The organism is Citrobacter sp. NCU1, from assembly GCF_010231475.1.
GTDB lineage: Bacteria > Pseudomonadota > Gammaproteobacteria > Enterobacterales > Enterobacteriaceae > Citrobacter_D.
In genome coordinates, this window is sequence record NZ_NRDO01000016.1 from 14,248 (window position 1) to 32,106 (window position 17,859).

Here is a 17,859-nt window from a genome sequence, read left to right on the forward strand (position 1 = left end):
AAGGATAGTTCACTCAATGAGTGAACTGACTCACACAATTGTTATGCGTTCACATTTTGGGGGGGAGTTGAGAAATTTGCCGCGCCAGTTGGATCAGCGAGTCGGCCAGCGCCTGAGGGGAGGCGTGTTGTGTTGTGGGGGGCTGAACGGTTTTGCGTTCCACTAGCGTGACTGGCAGCAGTTGATTCCCGTAGGTTGATTCGTCGTGAGAAAGTTGCAGTAGGCGATCGACGCTGGTCTGTCCAAGCATTGCAAAATCTTGCCTGATGGTCGTGAGTGGCGGAATATAACAGGCGCTGTCCTCGGTATCGTCATAGCCAATCACCGAGATATCAACCGCCACACGCAGACCAAACTCGCTGATTGCCCGCATGGCGCCCAGCGCCATCTGATCGTTAGCGACCAGCATGGCGGTGGGGAGATGACCGGCATTAAGCATATGCAGCGTTTGCTGAAATCCAGACATCGCGCTCCAGTCGCCTTCCATCTCCGCAGCGGGTTGCAGCTGGTAGTGCGCCAGATATTTATGCCAGCCCGCATGCCGTAGCCTTGCCGAAACCGAAGTGCGCGGCCCGCTCAGCAGGGCGATACGCTGATGCCTGTGCTGCACCAGATGTTCAACACCGAGACGTGCGCCGTCGTCATGGGAGAAAATCACGCTGTTAATTGGCGTCTGGTCAGAAACGTCGAGGAATAAAACAGGCACCGTGCCGCAGGTGGCTGCGACGGCAATGGCATCTTCTTCATCAAGGGGGTAGTTGATGATAAGTCCGGTCACACGCTGTGACAGCAGGTTATGAACGGCGGCTTTACACGCTTCTACGCCGCTACGCTCAACCATAGCGATCACCACGCTGGCACCGGAGCGGTCGGCGCGGGATTTTATCGCGGCAACGATTTGTGAAGGCGCGTGCAGGGCAAGGTTCGCCGTTGCCACGCCAATCAGCGGTGTCTGCTTCCCTGCTAACTGCTGCGCGACACGGTTGGGAATGTAATTGAGCTCCGCCATGGCAGCTTCCACTTTCTGGCGAGTCTTCGCGGAAACGTGGCTGGCCTGATTCACGACGCGGGAGACGGTCTGATAAGAGACGCTTGCATGCTCTGCCACATCGTATAGCGTTACCGGTTTCACGTTAATCACCCCTGTCATGACGTTATCTGCGCGCTATGATGCCACAGTGAGAAGGTTATGGGGTATTTGCGCATGGGTTCTGCGAGGCGCATTCCAGGGTTGCGGAGCGTGTGCGGGAGGATTTATCGTCATTATGCTTAACAGAACAAAAATGTGAGGACATCGTGAGCGACTCTGCGGCGAAGAACATTCTGTCTATCTACCGACGTCACGCTGATGCCTATGCCCGCCAGCGCTCGCGCACCCTTTTTGAAAAACGCTGGCTGGATAAATTCATCACCGTAATCGGTAGGAAGGGAAGCATTCTCGATATCGGTTGTGGGAATGGTCAGCCGATTGCTGACTATTTTATCCGGCAAGGCTTTCAACTGACCGGTGTTGACGGCTCTGCGGCGATGCTGGCGCGCGCCCGGGAATCCTTTCCCTGCCAGCGCTGGCTGGAGCAGGATATGCGCGAATTAACGTTCAATGAAACCTTTGACGGTCTGATAGCGTGGGACAGCTTTTTCCATTTAACCCAGCAAGACCAGCAAACGATGTTCCCGATTTTTGCGCAGCTCAGCCATCCAGGTAGTGCATTAATGTTTACCAGCGGCCCCGGAAACGGGGTAGCCATGGGGCAGTTTGAGGGCGAGCCGTTGTTCCATGCCAGTCTTGCCCCCCAGGAGTACCGCGCCCTCCTGTCGGCAAACGGCTTTGAGGTTGTGGAGATGATGATGGAGGACCCTCAGTGCACCGGGCATACCATTTGGCTGGCGAAAAAACGAGGTTAGGTGTGCACTTACGCCACACCGTGGAAAGTTTTGTGCCATTAAAATGTGAGCATTTCACCATCGTGCGGCACATTCACGAAGCCGGCAATTTGGTTATCCCTGGCATACTGCCTGAGCGCGTCACGGGTGAGCAGGCAGTGGTTTATCGCCTCCATATGGCTGGCTACAATCTGGGCCTGCGGCAGCACGAAGTGGGTTTTTAGCACATCTTCCGCGCCCATAATGATCGGGCCAAAACCGAGGACGTGCGCAAATCCTGCATTTACGATCACCACGTCGGGCTGGAATGACGACATCGCGGCTTCCACTTCGTCTCGCCAGATCGTATCGCCGACCAGATACAGCGTCTTCTCCTCAGGATGTTGGAAAATGACCCCACAAGCCTCCCCTAAACGTTCCGCCATTTGTGGAATGGCGTAAGCGCGATCCGACCCGTGCTGACCGCCGGTTTTACGCAGGGTGATATCACCCAAAACTGTGTTTTCCGACAAAACAGTAACTTGGGTGAAACCTTGATCCCACAACGTTTGCGCATCTTGGGCATTTTGCACGTAGACAGGTTTGTCCTTTGGTATCAAACGAGCCGCAGCCTCATCCCAGTGATCTTCATGCAGATGGGTGACGATCAGGACATCGGCTTTCAACAGCGTGTCAATACTGCACGGTAATTCCACCGTCGGATTACGGATCTCCGCGCGCGCCGTTCCGGCAAATCCTGGGTATGCACCTTGCGGGGCAAGCATGGGGTCTACCAGAAACGTTTTGTGGCCAAAGGTGATGAGCTGTGTGGCATTACGAATTTGGGTGATGTTCATGATGTTTCTCCACGTGGTGAGTCAGTGGTGCCATCGTAGAGTGTTGTCCAGAAGATGGATGTGGGCAAATGGGCAAGTCACGATGGGATTGGGCCAATTGATCTGTCGGGTTCAGCACAATTGCTCATCACCCTCCTGAAACCCACAAACACGGCTGCTTACGCCACACGAAGAGCGGTGATCCGGGACGGTGACCCGATACAGCCTCAAAAAATGCAGGTATAATCCCAGTAAATATTCAACCGGTTTAGATACGAAAATGACGAAACTCACCTTACAAGAGCAGATGCTTAAAGCGGGCTTAGTAACCAGCAAAAAAATGGCCAAAGTCCAGAGAACGGCTAAAAAATCACGCGTTCAGGCTCGTGAGGCGAGAGAGGCCGTGGAAGAGAATAAAAAAGCACAAATTGAGCGTGATAAACAGCTTAGCGAACAACAAAAACAGGCTGTGTTATCGAAAGAGTATAAAGCACAGGTGAAGCAACTTATTGAAATGAACCGAATCACCATTCCAGGAGGCGATATTGGATTTAACTTCACCGACAGTAATTTAATCAAAAAAATCATGGTCGATAAGCTGACCCAGACTCAACTGATCAACGGTCGTCTTGCGATTGCGCGTCTGGCTGTTGATAACAGTAGCGAGAGTGAATACGCGATTATCCCGGCGAGCGTAGCCGATAAAATCGCCCAGCGAGATGCGAACAGCATTGTGTTACACAGCGCGCTGAGTGCAGAAGAGCAGGATGAAGACGATCCGTATGCTGACTTTAAAGTACCCGATGATTTGATGTGGTAAATCACGGTAGTCCAGACTTAGCCAAAGGCATAGTCTGTGCAGGCGTTGTGCTTTACACTGCGCGCTGCAAATCTGAGTAGATAAACGATTAATCAGGCGGTAATGGCGATGAACGGAACAATCACAACATGGTTTAAAGATAAAGGCTTTGGATTTATCAAAGATGAAAATGGTGATAACCGCTATTTTCATGTGATTAAGGTCGCCAATCCGGAGCTTATTAAGAAAGATGCGGCGGTGACCTTCGAACCGACTACCAACAACAAGGGCTTGTCAGCCTATGCGGTGAAAGTCGTCCCGGAAAGCAAATACATCTATATCGCGGGCGAGCGCCTTAAGCTTACCTCGATCAAGTCTTTCCTGGTGTACAGCGAAGAAGTCCCTGTCGATACCGGCATTGATAAAGAAAACGCAGTGCTGTCGGTGGGGATCCTGATGAGCAATATCAGACCCAAAACAGACGTGAAGCCTGGCGAAATGCGCTCGGTGAAAAAACTGGCGATCACCACGTTTCAGGGCACGACGTTAATCTTCTCGGAAGATGAGATAGACATCGAGGCCACGGTTAAAATGCTCAAGATCTGACGTCATTCAGACTGACTCCAGCCGAAATTCTGCTTATCTAAGCCGCAGAATTTCGGCAACGCTTACGCCTCCCACAAAATAAAACTGACCGGCACCGTTTTGGTCAGCCAGACGCCATTATCAGCCTGATAAAATGCGATCCCCTGTGAGTGCATTAGGCGCGCATCAATCTTCAAGACCACCGGTTTTCCGTGTCGCTTTCCAACCGCTGTTGCGGTTGTTTCATCGGCGGATAAATGGACATACTGTCTGGAACCAGCCCGTAATCCCTGTTGACGAATAGCATCGACAAATCGCGTGGCGGTGCCATGAAATAAAAATTCAGGCGGCATTTTTTCGACAAACCGGATGTCGACATGTTGGGATGAATGCCCCTGAACCGCGCGTATCCGTTTGCCATCCGCAGAGAGGGCAAACCGTTTTTTATCGCTGGTTCCGACAATGCTCAGAATCAGTTGCCGATCGAGAGGATGATTCCCCTGGGCCGCGCAGCGAATCAGGGCATCGATATCGGCCCATCCTTCGCTGTCGACTTCCAGACCCATCGCTTCAGGATGATGCCGTAAGACATAGCTTAAAAATTTGCTGACGTCGGTGAATGAATTTCTCATGTGCCTTAATTCCGCTGTCCGTACTCCAGCCAATGCGGGATGCGCTGAAAATACCTTACTCTACCACTGAGCATCTTCGCCCGACGATAACCGTGACGGGGTTTCGGGTGTGCGGCTCTTTTTGTTTCTAACCGTTACGCCTTTCCTTGTGATAAGCGCCAGCGCTGGGGAACTGCGGTGGTTACCGGTTTGAACGGGCGTTAAAAATGGGCGATGGTACAGTTTATCGTTTGCGTCGTTGTGATAGGGTGATTTTCTGTTTATTGACATCGTAAATTCCAACAGGAGCCACAACATGTCGCAGTATAATCCGTTGAACGCCATCCTCGAAACGCAAGATTTTCTGTTGCTGGATGGGGCGCTGGCAACGGAACTGGAAGCGCGTGGTTGTTCGTTAGCGGACAAACTCTGGTCCGCCAACGTGTTGGTGGAAAACCCGGAATTGATCCGCGAGGTTCACCTGGACTACTACCGTGCGGGCGCGCAGTGTGCCATAACCGCCAGCTATCAGGCTACACCAGCGGGTTTAGCGGCGCGCGGCTTCGACGAGGCGCAATCAAAAGCGCTCATCGGCAAGAGCGTTGAACTGGCGCGTAAAGCACGGGAAGCGCATCTGGCGGAAAACCCACAGGCGGGCACACTGCTGGTGGCGGGCTCTGTGGGACCTTACGGCGCGTTTCTTGCCGACGGTTCTGAATACCGTGGCGATTATCAGCGCTGCCGCGAAGAATTTCAGGCGTTCCACCGTCCGCGCGTGGAAGCGTTGCTGGATGCGGGCGCCGACCTGTTGGCCTGCGAAACCATGCCAAATTTTGCCGAGATCAAAGCCCTGGCGGAACTGCTGAATGACTGGCCGCGCGCCCGTGCGTGGTTCACTTTCACCCTGCGTGACAGCGAGCATCTGAGCGACGGTACGCCGCTGCGTGAGGTGGTCGCCTTCCTCAGTCACTTCCCTCAGATGGTGGCGATTGGCGTCAACTGTATTGCACTGGAAAATACCACCGCCGCGTTACAGCATTTGCAGGGACTGACGTCACTGCCGCTGGTGGTTTACCCGAACTCGGGTGAGCATTACGACGCGGTGAGTAAACGCTGGCATCAGCACGGCGAAAGCGCCGCGCGTCTGGCGGATTACCTGCCGCAGTGGCTGGCTGCAGGCGCGCGGGTGATTGGCGGGTGTTGTCGCACCACGCCTGCGGATATTGCCGCGTTAAAAGCGCGAAGCTGACGGTTGGCCTGATAAGGCGTTAGTTGCCATCGGGCATGGATTGCCTGATGGCGCTGCGCTTATCAGGCCTACACATTTATCAGGCCTACACATTTATCAGGTCTGCGAAAACGGGCCTGCGACAAGAAATATCGGCCGGGTAAGCGCAACGTCACCCGGCACAACATCACGCCGCATCCGCCAGCACAAACATCCCGTACGGGTGGATTTCGAGATAATAGTGCTCGCCGACGTCCGGTTGCAGGCGAGTCGCGTTAACCTGCAATAAGATCTCCTGCCCGTGCCACTCTACCGTTACCTCATACTGTGGTCCCATATAGGCCACGTGCTGAATCACGCAGCGCTGACTCTCTTCACCGCGATCGCTCAAGGTAATGGCTTCCGGACGGACGCCGACCGTGCCTTCTCCGTGGCTTGCAAAATGCAGCGGCCTGGGCAGGCGATAACCGTAAATATCAACAAACTCCTGACTGAAGGTCGCCGGGAACAGGTTGGCGTCGCCCATAAAGCTCGCCATAAAGCGCGACGCAGGCTGGCGATAGAGATCCTGTGGGGAACCTATCTGCATGATATGTCCCTTGTTCATCACCAGCACGGTGTCTGAAACCGCGAAAGCCTCGCTCTGATCGTGGGTCACATACAGCGAGGTGATATCAAACTGCTTTTGCAGCTCGCGGATCTTATCGCGCATGCTGCGCCTCAGGTTGGCGTCGAGGTTACTCAGCGGTTCATCAAACAACAGCACTTTAGGCTTGAGGATCAACGCGCGCGCCAGCGCCACACGTTGCTGCTGGCCACCGGAGATCTGATCGACATAGCGATCCTCGAAGCCGTCGAGATCCACCATCGCCAGCGCCTCTTTGACGCGTGCTTTCACTTCGCTGCGTGATACGCCGAGCATCTTCAGACCATAGCCGACGTTTTCCCCCAGCGACATATGCGGGAACAGGGCATAAGACTGAAACACCATGCAGATATCGCGCTGCTGAATAGAGCGATGGGTGACGTCTTCGCCATCAATAAAAATCTGTCCTTCGCTCGGTTTTTCCAGCCCGGCGACCAGACGCAGAATAGTGGTCTTCCCGCAGCCGGAAGGGCCGAGCAGCGTCACCATTTGCCCTTGTGGGATGGTGAGATTGATATTGTCGATAACCGTGTTACTGCCGAATCGCTTAGTGACGTTGCGCAGTTCAACAAATTTTTTCTGACTCATAGTGCGCTCCATTACGCCTGGTTTTTGGCTTTTGAACGGGAGATACGCGCTTCCCCAATCAGCCAGTCAAAGAGGAAAATGATCGCCAGCATGACCACGATCAGAATGGAACCGTAGGCGATCGCCACCCCGTATTCGCCGTCTTCCACGCGGTTCAGAATGTAGGCCGTTGCCACGCGGGTGTCCGGCGTAACAAGAAAGACAATGGCGCTGACGGTCGTGATGGCGCGCACGAAGCTGTAGATCAGCGCCGAGAGGATCGCCGGACGCAGCAGCGGCAACAGGATGTGTGTAATGGTGCGTAAGCTTCCGGCGCGCAGGCTGAGCGAGGCTTCATCGAGCGATTTATCGATCTGACCGAGGCCCGCGATCCCGGCACGGATGCCGACCGGCACGTTACGCATCACCATCGAGATAATCACAATCGCCGCCGTTCCGGTGAGGTACACCGGGGCGCTGTTAAAGGCGAGAATATACGAGACGCCCGCCACGGTGCCCGGTACGGCAAAGCACAGCATGGTGGTGAACTCGATGGTCTTTTTACCTTTGAACTGCTGGCGTACCACAATCCACGCAATCAGCAGGCCGAACGCGGCGGTGATCGGCGCGGCAATTCCGGCGTAGAGCAGGGTATCAAGCAATGAAGGCCATGCGCCGTCACTCATCCCCTGGCCGAACAGCTTGATAAAGTTATCCAGCGTCAGGGTGTAGTCCACGCCCCAGTTGACGGTGAAACTGCCGTAGAAAATGCTGCCGTAGAGCAAGGCGTTAAAGGCTATCCACACGGCCAGAATGGCTACCACACTCCACACCAGCGTGACCGGCAGCGGCTGCACGTCGCCACGGTAGGATTTACCGGAAACGGTGACGTAAGAACGTTTACCGATCCACATGTACTGGATGCAGAACACCAGCAGCGAGAACAGCAGCAGGAACGCGCCCAGCGTACTGGCGGCCTGATAATCCAGTTGCGAACCGGTGATGTAGAAGTAGATTTGCGTCGCCAGTACGTCGAAGTTACCGCCGAGCACCAGCGGGTTACTGAAGTCAGCCAGCGACTGCACAATAACAATTAAGAACGCGTTTGCCAGCGCGGGTTTCAGCAGGGGAACAAACACGCCGTTAAAGGTCTGCCAACGGCTGGCGCGCAGAGTATAGGAGGCCTCTTCCAGTGACGGATGAATGGTTTTGATGGCGCCGTCGAGGATCATAAACGCCATCGGGGTGAACGCCAGCACCTGCGCCAGCCAGATGCCGGTAAAACCGTACAGCCAGTTAGTGTTGGTTAACCCGAACCACTCCACCATCAATTCGGTGATGTAGCCGGAGCGCCCCATCATGAGCGTCACGCCTAAACCGACGACAAACGGCGGGGTGACGATCGGTAAAATCGAGAAAATACGGCCAATAATCGCGCTGCGTTTGGCAATGCGGGTGGTGTAGATCGCCAGCACCAGACCGAAGAAGGTGCACCCTGCGCCCACCGCAATCGACAGGGCGATGGAATTGAGGATCACCTGAATAATATGTGCCTGCGACAGCACATTCATAAACGCCAGCGGGGCGAATTCACCCGCGTCGTTGGTGAACATGGGGATAAAAATGGCGATACTTGGCCAGACAATAAAGACGCCAATCAATGCCACGATGGTGACCAGTGAGCCGATCACAAAACGGTCGCCGCCCAGCCATTCGAGGCGGGTTAGCGCCAGCGTCATGATCGCGCCCAATGCGACAAACAGCACGATGGTCGCATAACCTAAACCGCGACCTTCAACGGTTGCGCTAATGACAATAAACGCCATGCACAACAGCGCCCAGCTTGCGTCAAGGTAATGGCGGCTGCGCTGTTCGCGTTTCGCCTCATGGAACGGACGTACCAGCAACAGGCTAGGTAGCAGATACCATAACCAGCTGATATTGAACTGAGACCAGCCATAGGCCTCAAGAATTTCATCGCCCGTGGATTCCAGCAGACCGTAATCGAGGCTCCAGCTTGGCAGCAGGGCGAACGCCAGCCAGCCCAGCAAAACCCAAAGGAATATCGCATCCCGTTTTTTCACGGGATGGAGTGTAAGTGTGTGTGACATACGTTTTCCGGTGCTCAATCCTGACCCAGGCCGGATAAGCGTAAGCGCTATCCGGCATTCAGGGTGACGATAATTGCCGGATAGCGGCGTTGCCTAATCCGGCCTGGGTAACCTTACCTGGAGAAAGTCATCGTGATGCTTATTTACCCATCTTCACGTCGCTGACCCATTTGTTGATCAATGCTTTACGCACGTCCGTTGAGCCGTATTTATCCATGTCGTAGTTGATAAGCTTCAGGTCGTCGAGTTTCAGCGAGTTCGGCGAGGTTTCGGCAGTGGTATTGGTCAGGATCTGATAGGACTTGCCTTTCTTCCACGCCAGCTCCTGGGCCTCTTTCGACAGCACCCAGTCAACAAACAGTTGGGCGTTGTCGAGGTTACGTGCGCCTTTCAGGATACTGACGCCGCCAATTTCATAGCCGGTGCCTTCACAGGGAGCGATGAGCTCCAGTGGCGCACCCTGTTCTTTTTCCAGCGAGTAGTCGTGCAGGAAGCCGATGCCGATGGCCGTTTCACCGCGCGCTGCGTTGCGTGCCGGGGCAATCCCGGATTTGGTGTACTGGGAGACGTTAGCATTCAGTTGTTTGAGGTAATCAAAGGCCTGATCTTCACCCCACAACTGGGCGAAGGTGGCCAGCGCGGTGTAGGCGGTGCCAGAGCTTTGTGGGTCGGCAATCTGAATTTCGCCTTTGTATTCCGGTTTGGTCAGATCTTTCCAGCATTTCGGCACGGGCAGATTTTTCTCTTTCAGGCGCTGAGTGTTGACGCCAAAGCCCAAAATTCCGACGTAAACTGCCGAGGAGAGATTGCCTTTCACTTTCGCCGGATCACGGAATTGCGCCATCACCTGTTCCAGGTTCGGCGATTTATACGGCTGTAACAGCCCCATTTCACCGGCCTGAGACTGCGGATCCAGCGTGCCGCCATACCAGACGTCGGCCTGCGGGTTTTTCTTCTCGGCATCAACTTTCGCCAGCGTACTGCCGGAGCCATTACGGATGAACGACGTTTTCACATCGTACTTGTCGCCGAAGGCTTTGGTTTCGGCTTCACACATTTCGTTGGTGGCGCTGCAGTAGACCACCAGGCGACCTTTGGCCTGTGCCGCGCCGCTTAAGGTTGCCAGCGCAATGCCGGAAGCAATCAGGGTAGTGACCAGCGTTTTTCTCATTGTTTTATCCTTTGACCGGGAGAGGTTGTAATACCCGCCATCAATAGCGGCATCAGCAATAAACCCATAAATACGGCGGCGACCGAGAGCAAACTGAACATCCCCGACCAGCCATAGTGTTCAATCACCTGCGACAGAGGCCAGCCTGCCAATGCGGCGCCAAGATAGGCGAACAGACCGAGAAAACCGGTGATGGAGCCCGCTGCCGCTTTGTGTCCGCATTCGACAGCTGCGAGGCCAATCAACATTTGCGGGCCAAAGACAAAGAAGCCCACCGTAAAAAAGCAGACCGCCAGCAGCGCGTAGTGATGCACTGGCGCCAGCCACAGCGCGGCGACGGAAACCATTAGCCCCAACGTGAACAGCAAAATCATCGGCGCACGCTGGCCGCTGAACAGCAAATCTGAGCCCCATCCGGCGAACAGTGCGCCAAGCAACCCGCCGACTTCAAACAGCATCACCGTTGCATTGGCGCTGAGCAGATTGACGCCGTGGCTTTCCGTCAGCCAGATGTTGCCCCAGTCGTTGAGCGCAATACGAATCAGATAGACCAGCACGTAAGAGACGCCCAGCAGCCAGATCATCGGGTTCTTCAACATCGTCGTGCGTAACATTTGCCATAACCCCATCGGCGGGCTTTGCTGCTCCTGGCGTAGCTCTAGCGGGTCATGTCGCCATTCACCCACCGTCGGCAATCCCTCTTCCTGGGGCGTACCTTTCAGTTGCAGCGTCAACCAAATGCCTAATGCCATGCTGATGATCCCCGGTGTCAGCATCGCTGCCTGCCAGCCCCATGAATAGGCGGCGAAGGCGCTGATCAGCGGGATTACGGCCCCACCGATGTTGATCGACATATTCCAGCAACCCCACCAGAAGCCGCGTTCGTTGCGCGAATACCAGTGGGTCAGCAGACGGGCGCAGGGTGGCCATCCCCAGCCCTGAAAAAATCCGTTTAGCGTCCAGACCGCCAGCAGCAACGTCAGTGACTCACCAAAGGCGAACACCACATTCAGCAGTCCGGTGGCGAACAAACCTATGCCCATAAACCCGCGCTGGCCGTGGCTGTCGTGCCAAAGCCCGGCGGTGAATTTCGACAGGCCGTAGGTCAGGTAAAACAGCGACCCCAACAGGCCGATATCGCCTTTATCCAGTCCAAGATCCGTTTGCAGCGCCGGGAGTATGTAGTTCACGCTTTTGCGCGTCAGATAAAACGCGGCATAGCCGATGACCATGCACATCAGCAACTGGGGACGCAGCGTCCGGTATTGTTGGTCAGTTTCAGTAGCTGGGCGTGTGTGCATGACGTCTCCATTTGCGCTGACTATAGGAAAGTGAAAACCAAAGGGGATGAGAGAAAGTCCGCAGTGACTAAGACTTTTTCCTGGTTAATACGGGGTTTGTTGCAAAACTGTGGGCAAGTTAACAATTACCCGGGTGCCATGCTGCGATTCCAGCGTCAATTCTCCACCCAGCGCATTCACGCGTTCGCGCATTCCCTGAATCCCGAATCCTGGGATTTTTGTTGAGGGAATACCCACACCGTTATCGTTCACTTCCAGATGCAAGAGCGCGTTGTGCTCGCGCAACACGATGGAAATCTCGCTGGCACCGGCATGTTTACAGACGTTATTCAGTAGCTCCTGTAACAGGCGGTAGAGGGTGAATTGCACCGTTTCACTCTCCGGCGGGTGCGCTATCTGGTAATCAAAGCGACAGGTAATGCCGCGCTCGGCAAAGGCAAATTCGTTGACCAGATGATGCAATGCCTCTTTAAACGACAGTTCATCGAGGGCTGGCGGACGTAACTGGCGTAACAACTGGCGGGTCGAGTGATGAATACGTCGGGCAAGATCGTTAATTTGAGCGGCAGCGGCCAGCGTTTGCTCGGGATCGCGCGCCCGTTTGACCAGTTGTGACTGGATCTGAATGGCGGTGATGTTTTGGCCGATTTCGTCGTGCAGTTCGCGCGCCAGATTTTTTCGCGTGTCTTCTTCGGTATGGATAAGCTTTTCCGTCAACGCCCGTCGGGCGGCCAATTCGGCCTCAAGGCGTTGACGATAGTGGTGCAGGTTTTGCGCCAGATGCTGTTGGCGGCTAATGGCAATCCCCAGACCAATACCGAGTAGCGCCTGGGTCGCCAGAAAGATCTCCAGTTCAATGAGATTGCTGAATCCCACGCCGACCTGACGGGCGATGGTGATCATCATGCTTCCTAACAGGCCGGAGAGGACGCCGCCCTGCCAGCCAAACTTCCACGCCATGATCACGTTGGGCAAAAACACGGCAATCAGTAGCAGGCGTTCAATTTCTGGCGATAACACCATTTGAGTGCCGATACCGATAATAAAGAACAGGCTACACCAAATGATGAGCGACGCGCGCAGCGGAGGGTTACTGGTATCCAGCCCCAGCAGGTGATAGCGGTGCTGTTGGCGTAAAAATTCGAAGATCAGATAAACAAATGGCGTCAGCAGCACACCACCGGTAAACGAGGTGAGACCGTGTAGTATCGCCGGACTTTTCATAAACGGCGCAAGCAGGGCGGTGTTGAGTAATGACGCCGCGGTCACTGTCGCCAGCAGCAGTGTTAACCGTTGCCAGTAAAGGGGAAAACGGTGCCAGAAAGTTTGGGCGATACTGGCAGGGAGCAGACTCATGAGCGGCGCGGCCAGCAAAATATATCCATTCAGTAACTGCTCGTGGTGTAGCCAGAACAGCATCAGTATGGGCGGCAGCACCAGTGCGGGCCAGTAGCGGCGTGACAGCAGGATCAGCAATGCAAGATAGACGCCGTGCGGTAGAAACAGCGCCGCCTGCTGACCATTATGGGTCAGATAAAATCCAAGCGTCCACAGCATCAGCCAGCCCGTTCCCCAGGCCAACACAATGAACAGTGAGATCACCCAGTGACGAACGCTGCGCGACATCAATGCCCCGTCAGCAACTGGTGGTCGAGCGCGAAATGCACCAGTTCGATGGTACTGTGGCACTGTAGTTTGCCCAGCACATTCGCGCGATGCACGTGAACCGTTTTATGGCTCAGATCGAGTTGGAAAGCGATCTCCTTGACGCTGTTGCCTTTTACGAGGAGATCAAACACCTCGCGTTCTCGCGGGGTGAGGATGTCCAGCACCTGCGGCTGCTGGTTGCCGCCGCGCAACGCCCGTAACGCGTCGGCGCACAGATAGTGACCGCCCATACCGACGGAACGTACTGCCTGCACTAACTCCTCAGGGCCGCAGCGTTTGGTCAGATAGCCGCTGGCACCGGCATCCAGTGCGCTCTGCACAAAGGCTGGTGTGTCATAGATGCTGAGAATGATGGCGCGGAAGTCGGTTTTTTGCGCGCGCAGTCGCTTCAACAGGCTCAGGCCGTTTTCATCCGGCATGGCGATATCCAGCACGGCGACGCTGACGTCATGACGCATCAAGGAAGGCCAGGCTTCGGCAGCACTGCTGTATTGACCGATGACCTCGAGATCGTCTTCGAGACCTAATAATTGCGCAAAGCCGGAACGAACCACCACGTGGTCATCCACCAGCACAACACGAATCATATTTATCTTCTCTTGCCAAATGAGGACCCTATGATGCCTGTCAGGGTTGTGCTGGCAATCACCGGGATATAGTTATGTAATGAATGTAACAAAATCGCAATGTTTTGTCTGGGGCGCCTGTAACCATCCGGCTTACTGAGACATGCGCAAAATCGCTAACCTTTGCCGCTTTATTTCTAAAAACGCTTTGTTCTTAGCCAGAATTTTTAATTCCTTTATCAAATCCAGCCGCCACGAAATACTGCCCCCATAACAAGACAAGGGAGCAGACACTATGGCTTTATCATCGCGTAACATCGTTATTGCCGCACTGGCATTCATCGCGTTTCAGGCACAGGCGGTGAACGTCACCGTCGCGTATCAGACGTCTGCGGAACCGGCGAAAGTGGCGCAGGCAGACAACACGTTCGCCAAAGAGAGTGGCGCCACCGTGGACTGGCGCAAGTTCGATAGCGGCGCGAGCATCGTTCGCGCACTGGCTTCCGGCGATGTGCAGATTGGTAATCTCGGTTCCAGTCCATTGGCGGTCGCCGCCAGTCAGCAGGTGCCGATTGAGGTATTCCTGCTGGCGTCAAAACTCGGCAATTCTGAAGCGCTGGTGGTGAAGAAAAATATCAGCAAGCCCGAAGATTTGATCGGTAAACGGGTAGCGGTTCCTTTTATTTCGACCACCCATTACAGCCTGCTGGCGGCGTTAAAGCACTGGGGGATTAAGCCCGGTCAGGTGGAGATTGTGAACCTGCAACCGCCCGCGATTATTGCCGCCTGGCAGCGCGGGGATATTGACGGTGCCTACGTCTGGGCGCCTGCGGTGAACGCGCTGGAAAAAGACGGCAAGGTGCTGACCGACTCCGAAAAAGTGGGCGAGTGGGGCGCGCCGACGCTGGATGTTTGGGTGGTCCGTAAAGACTTTGCCGAAAAGCATCCGGAGGTGGTGAAAGCGTTCGCCAAAAGCGCCATCGATGCCCAGCAACCCTATCTCGCCAATCCTGATGAATGGCTGAAACAGCCGGAAAACATCCGCAAACTGTCGCGCCTGAGCGGCGTCCCCGAATCTGACGTGCCGGGACTGGTAAAAGGCAACACTTATCTGACGGCGCAACAGCAGACAGCTGAACTCTCCGGCGCGGTAAACAAAGCGATTATCGACACCGCGCAGTTCCTCAAAGAGCAAGGCAAAGTGCCTGCCGTGGCGACAGATTACAGCCAGTACGTCACTGACCGCTTTGTGCAATAAAGGAGGCGCTGATGCTGCACATTTCTCATCTCTTTGCGGATTACGGCGGTAAACCGGCGCTGGACGATATCAGTCTGACGCTCGACAGCGGTGAATTGCTGGTGGTTTTGGGGCCTTCCGGCTGCGGTAAAACGACACTGCTGAACCTGATTGCCGGATTCGTGCCGTACCAGCGCGGGAGTATTCTGCTGGGCGGAAAGCCGGTGGACGGCCCTGGCGCGGATCGCGGTGTGGTCTTTCAGCACGAAGGTCTGCTTCCGTGGCGTAACGTGCAGGATAACGTCGGATTTGGCCTGCAACTGGCAGGCGTAGAGAAAGCGCAGCGTCAGCAGGTCGCCCAGGAGATGCTGAAAAAGGTCGGGCTGGAAGGGGCGGGGACGCGTTTTATTTGGCAGCTTTCCGGCGGGCAGCGCCAGCGGGTGGGGATTGCCCGCGCGCTGGCGGCGAATCCGCAGCTTTTGCTGCTGGACGAGCCTTTCGGCGCGTTGGACGCCTTTACCCGCGAGCAGATGCAAACCCTGCTGCTGACGCTCTGGCATGAGACGGGCAAAAAAGTACTGCTGATTACGCACGATATTGAGGAGGCCGTATTTATGGCAACAGAACTGGTGCTGTTGTCTCCAGGACCGGGTCGGGTGCTGGAACGCCTGCCGCTGAGCTTTGCCCGCCGTTTTGTCGCGGGTGAGTCAGCTCGCAGCATTAAGTCCGACCCGCTGTTTATCGAGACCCGTGAATATGTGTTAAGTCGCGTCTTTGAGCAACGGGAGACCTTTTCATGAGTGTGGTGATCAGTGATAAACCGCGCCATAGGACGTTGAAATGGCGCAGGCCGTTCTCCCGACAGATAACGTTAAGTCTCGCAACGCTGGCGGTTATCCTCGCGGTGTGGTGGACGGTGACGGCGCTGGTATTGATAGACCCGTTGTTTTTGCCGCCGCCGGAGCAGGTGTTGCAAAAGCTGATCGCCATCGCCGGGCAACAGGGCTTTATGGACGCCACGCTGTGGCAACATCTGGTGGCCAGCCTGACCCGTGTGGTGCTGGCGCTGTCAGCGGCGGTGATTATCGGTATTCCGGTCGGTATCGCGATGGCGTTGAGTCCAACGGTACGCGGCATTCTTGATCCCATTATTGAGCTTTATCGCCCGGTTCCGCCGCTCGCCTGGTTGCCGCTGATGGTTATCTGGTTTGGTATTGGCGAAACCTCCAAGATCCTTTTGATCTATATGGCCATTTTCGCGCCTGTCGCGATGTCGGCGATGGCGGGAGTAAAAAGCGTGCAGCAGGTTCGCCTTCGTGCGGCAAGGTCGCTGGGCGCCAGCCGCATTCAGGTGTTGTGGTTTGTGATTCTGCTCGGTGCGTTACCGGAAATTCTCACCGGACTCCGTATCGGGCTGGGCGTTGGCTGGTCGACGCTGGTGGCGGCGGAGCTGATTGCGGCAACACGAGGTTTAGGCTTTATGGTGCAGTCAGCCGGTGAGTTTTTGGCGACCGATGTGGTGCTGGCGGGTATCGCAGTCATTGCGGTGATTGCCTTTCTTTTAGAACTGGGTTTGCGTGCGCTCCAGCGACGCCTGACGCCCTGGCATGGAGAAGTACAATGAGTGAACGTCTGAGCATTACCCCGCTGGGGCCGTATATTGGCGCACAGGTTTCCGGTGCGGATTTAACCCGTCCGCTGAGCGATAACCAGTTTGAACAGCTGTATCATGCGGTGCTGCGCCATCAGGTTGTGTTCCTGCGTGAGCAGGCCATCACGCCGCAGCAACAGCGCGTGCTGGCGCAACGTTTCGGCGAGCTGCATATTCATCCGGTCTACCCGCATGCCGAAGGGGTCGATGAAATTATCGTGCTGGATACCCATAACGATAATCCACCAGACAACGACAACTGGCACACCGATGTGACGTTTATTGAAACGCCGCCTGCCGGGGCGATTCTGGCAGCCAAAGAGCTGCCATCAACCGGTGGCGATACGTTATGGAGCAGCGGAATTGCGGCATTTGACGCGCTTTCAGCGCCTTTTCGTCAGTTGTTGAGCGGCCTTCACGCGGAGCATGATTTTCGCAAATCGTTCCCGGAGTATAAATACCGCAAAAGTGAAGAAGAGCATCAGCGGTGGCTGGCGGCGGTGGCAAAGCACCCGCCATTGCGGCATCCGGTCGTGCGTACCCATCCGGTGAGCGGTAAGCAGGCACTGTTTGTGAATGAAGGTTTTACCACGCGGATTGTCGATGTGACGGAAAAAGAGAGTGAAGCGTTACTCGGATTCCTGTTTACCCATATCACAAAACCTGAGTTCCAGGTGCGCTGGCGCTGGCAGCCCAATGACGTAGCGATTTGGGATAATCGGGTGACGCAACATTACGCCAACGCCGATTACCTGCCGCAACGGCGCATCATGCACCGGGCGACCATTCTGGGTGATAAACCTTACTTTCGTGCCAGCTGATGACTGACGAGTGGCGCTTCGCTTACCGGATCTGACGTGTTGTAGGCCGGATACAGCGAAGCCGCTATCCGGCAAAACACCTTAACGCATAACACCGTTCACTTTGGCCAATGAATGAGGGGAAACACAGGGATTTTGGTTCCCGGAGGGACGCCAAACCCGGTGTCGCCCCGGATATCCCGATCCTAAACTCACGGT

General features: G+C 55.2%; 17 protein-coding genes. 8 read left to right on the top strand and 9 right to left on the bottom strand.

Annotated elements, in window-relative coordinates; all coding sequences use genetic code 11:
• Positions 1-49 precede the first annotated feature (49 nt).
• Positions 50-1,132 (bottom strand): LacI family DNA-binding transcriptional regulator, encoded by a 1,083-nt coding sequence (locus tag CJP72_RS06660; protein ID WP_162380146.1) that lies wholly within the window; start codon positions 1,130-1,132, stop codon positions 50-52.
• 164 nt (positions 1,133-1,296) lie between these two features.
• On the opposite strand from CJP72_RS06660, the gene CJP72_RS06665 reads away from it, so the two are divergent.
• Positions 1,297-1,905 (top strand): class I SAM-dependent DNA methyltransferase, encoded by a 609-nt coding sequence (locus CJP72_RS06665; protein ID WP_342212284.1) that lies wholly within the window; start codon positions 1,297-1,299, stop codon positions 1,903-1,905.
• A 38-nt stretch (positions 1,906-1,943) separates the two neighbouring features.
• On the opposite strand, the gene CJP72_RS06670 is transcribed toward CJP72_RS06665, so the two are convergent.
• Positions 1,944-2,720: an MBL fold metallo-hydrolase gene (locus CJP72_RS06670; protein ID WP_162380097.1), complete on the bottom strand. Its 777-nt coding sequence runs from the start codon at positions 2,718-2,720 to the stop codon at positions 1,944-1,946.
• A gap of 259 nt (positions 2,721-2,979) precedes the next feature.
• On the opposite strand from CJP72_RS06670, the gene CJP72_RS06675 reads away from it, so the two are divergent.
• Positions 2,980-3,519 carry a DUF2058 domain-containing protein gene (locus CJP72_RS06675; RefSeq protein ID WP_162380098.1) on the top strand — a complete coding sequence of 180 codons (540 nt, stop codon included), beginning with the start codon at positions 2,980-2,982 and terminating at the stop codon, positions 3,517-3,519.
• 102 nt (positions 3,520-3,621) lie between these two features.
• The gene (locus tag CJP72_RS06680; RefSeq protein ID WP_162380099.1) at positions 3,622-4,104 is read left to right on the top strand and encodes a cold-shock protein; all 483 of its coding nucleotides are present in this window, start codon (positions 3,622-3,624) and stop codon (positions 4,102-4,104) included.
• A gap of 62 nt (positions 4,105-4,166) precedes the next feature.
• Here the strand turns inward: CJP72_RS06680 and CJP72_RS06685 are convergent, their stop codons facing one another.
• Positions 4,167-4,715, bottom strand: coding sequence for an RNA 2'-phosphotransferase (locus tag CJP72_RS06685; protein WP_162380100.1), 549 nt, complete (start codon positions 4,713-4,715; stop codon positions 4,167-4,169).
• A gap of 295 nt (positions 4,716-5,010) precedes the next feature.
• Between CJP72_RS06685 and mmuM the strand changes: the two genes are divergently transcribed.
• Entirely contained in the window at positions 5,011-5,943 is a 933-nt protein-coding gene (mmuM, locus tag CJP72_RS06690) for a homocysteine S-methyltransferase (protein ID WP_162380101.1), read from the top strand.
• Between the two features lie 166 nt (positions 5,944-6,109).
• On the opposite strand, the gene fbpC is transcribed toward mmuM, so the two are convergent.
• The 6 genes from fbpC to CJP72_RS06720 form a co-directional block, all read right to left on the bottom strand.
• Positions 6,110-7,156 (bottom strand): ferric ABC transporter ATP-binding protein, encoded by a 1,047-nt coding sequence (fbpC, locus tag CJP72_RS06695; protein ID WP_162380102.1) that lies wholly within the window; start codon positions 7,154-7,156, stop codon positions 6,110-6,112.
• Between the two features lie 11 nt (positions 7,157-7,167).
• Positions 7,168-9,246, bottom strand: coding sequence for an ABC transporter permease (locus tag CJP72_RS06700; RefSeq protein WP_162380103.1), 2,079 nt, complete (start codon positions 9,244-9,246; stop codon positions 7,168-7,170).
• A 139-nt stretch (positions 9,247-9,385) separates the two neighbouring features.
• Entirely contained in the window at positions 9,386-10,417 is a 1,032-nt protein-coding gene (locus CJP72_RS06705; RefSeq protein WP_162380104.1) for an ABC transporter substrate-binding protein, read from the bottom strand.
• A complete protein-coding gene (gene uhpC, locus CJP72_RS06710) occupies positions 10,414-11,742 on the bottom strand; it encodes an MFS transporter family glucose-6-phosphate receptor UhpC (RefSeq protein WP_342212286.1) in 1,329 nt (442 codons plus the stop codon). The genes CJP72_RS06705 and uhpC overlap by 4 nt, the downstream gene beginning before the upstream one ends.
• Before the next feature lie 60 nt (positions 11,743-11,802).
• Positions 11,803-13,344, bottom strand: coding sequence for an MASE1 domain-containing sensor histidine kinase (locus tag CJP72_RS06715; RefSeq protein ID WP_162380106.1), 1,542 nt, complete (start codon positions 13,342-13,344; stop codon positions 11,803-11,805).
• The gene (locus tag CJP72_RS06720) at positions 13,344-13,973 is read right to left on the bottom strand and encodes a response regulator transcription factor (RefSeq protein ID WP_162380107.1); all 630 of its coding nucleotides are present in this window, start codon (positions 13,971-13,973) and stop codon (positions 13,344-13,346) included. The genes CJP72_RS06715 and CJP72_RS06720 overlap by 1 nt, the downstream gene beginning before the upstream one ends.
• A 274-nt stretch (positions 13,974-14,247) precedes the next feature.
• On the opposite strand from CJP72_RS06720, the gene tauA reads away from it, so the two are divergent.
• Genes tauA through tauD form a run of 4 tightly spaced genes read left to right on the top strand, consistent with a single transcriptional unit; the run spans position 14,248 to position 17,661 of the window.
• A complete protein-coding gene (tauA, locus tag CJP72_RS06725; RefSeq protein WP_162380108.1) occupies positions 14,248-15,210 on the top strand; it encodes a taurine ABC transporter substrate-binding protein in 963 nt (320 codons plus the stop codon).
• An 11-nt stretch (positions 15,211-15,221) separates the two neighbouring features.
• Positions 15,222-15,989: a taurine ABC transporter ATP-binding subunit gene (tauB, locus tag CJP72_RS06730; protein WP_162380109.1), complete on the top strand. Its 768-nt coding sequence runs from the start codon at positions 15,222-15,224 to the stop codon at positions 15,987-15,989.
• The gene (gene tauC / locus CJP72_RS06735; protein ID WP_162380110.1) at positions 15,986-16,813 is read left to right on the top strand and encodes a taurine ABC transporter permease TauC; all 828 of its coding nucleotides are present in this window, start codon (positions 15,986-15,988) and stop codon (positions 16,811-16,813) included. The genes tauB and tauC overlap by 4 nt, the downstream gene beginning before the upstream one ends.
• On the top strand, positions 16,810-17,661 hold the full coding sequence (gene tauD / locus CJP72_RS06740) for a taurine dioxygenase (protein WP_162380111.1): 852 nt from the start codon (positions 16,810-16,812) through the stop codon (positions 17,659-17,661). Before tauC ends, tauD begins: the two co-directional genes overlap by 4 nt.
• The last annotated feature ends 198 nt before the right edge of the window (positions 17,662-17,859 follow it).

What these genes read in the sequence shown, in the direction of transcription:
- tauC (WP_162380110.1), top strand. Translation starts at nt 15,986, where the DNA reads ATGAGTGTGGTGATCAGTGATAAACCGCGCCATAGGACGTTGAAATGG.
- CJP72_RS06720 (WP_162380107.1), bottom strand. Translation starts at nt 13,973, where the DNA reads ATGATTCGTGTTGTGCTGGTGGATGACCACGTGGTGGTTCGTTCCGGC.
- CJP72_RS06700 (WP_162380103.1), bottom strand. Translation starts at nt 9,246, where the DNA reads ATGTCACACACACTTACACTCCATCCCGTGAAAAAACGGGATGCGATA.
- CJP72_RS06675 (WP_162380098.1), top strand. Translation starts at nt 2,980, where the DNA reads ATGACGAAACTCACCTTACAAGAGCAGATGCTTAAAGCGGGCTTAGTA.
- tauB (WP_162380109.1), top strand. Translation starts at nt 15,222, where the DNA reads ATGCTGCACATTTCTCATCTCTTTGCGGATTACGGCGGTAAACCGGCG.
- CJP72_RS06685 (WP_162380100.1), bottom strand. Translation starts at nt 4,715, where the DNA reads ATGAGAAATTCATTCACCGACGTCAGCAAATTTTTAAGCTATGTCTTA.
- fbpC (WP_162380102.1), bottom strand. Translation starts at nt 7,156, where the DNA reads ATGAGTCAGAAAAAATTTGTTGAACTGCGCAACGTCACTAAGCGATTC.
- CJP72_RS06705 (WP_162380104.1), bottom strand. Translation starts at nt 10,417, where the DNA reads ATGAGAAAAACGCTGGTCACTACCCTGATTGCTTCCGGCATTGCGCTG.
- CJP72_RS06680 (WP_162380099.1), top strand. Translation starts at nt 3,622, where the DNA reads ATGGCGATGAACGGAACAATCACAACATGGTTTAAAGATAAAGGCTTT.
- tauA (WP_162380108.1), top strand. Translation starts at nt 14,248, where the DNA reads ATGGCTTTATCATCGCGTAACATCGTTATTGCCGCACTGGCATTCATC.
- mmuM (WP_162380101.1), top strand. Translation starts at nt 5,011, where the DNA reads ATGTCGCAGTATAATCCGTTGAACGCCATCCTCGAAACGCAAGATTTT.
- CJP72_RS06670 (WP_162380097.1), bottom strand. Translation starts at nt 2,720, where the DNA reads ATGAACATCACCCAAATTCGTAATGCCACACAGCTCATCACCTTTGGC.
- CJP72_RS06715 (WP_162380106.1), bottom strand. Translation starts at nt 13,344, where the DNA reads ATGTCGCGCAGCGTTCGTCACTGGGTGATCTCACTGTTCATTGTGTTG.
- tauD (WP_162380111.1), top strand. Translation starts at nt 16,810, where the DNA reads ATGAGTGAACGTCTGAGCATTACCCCGCTGGGGCCGTATATTGGCGCA.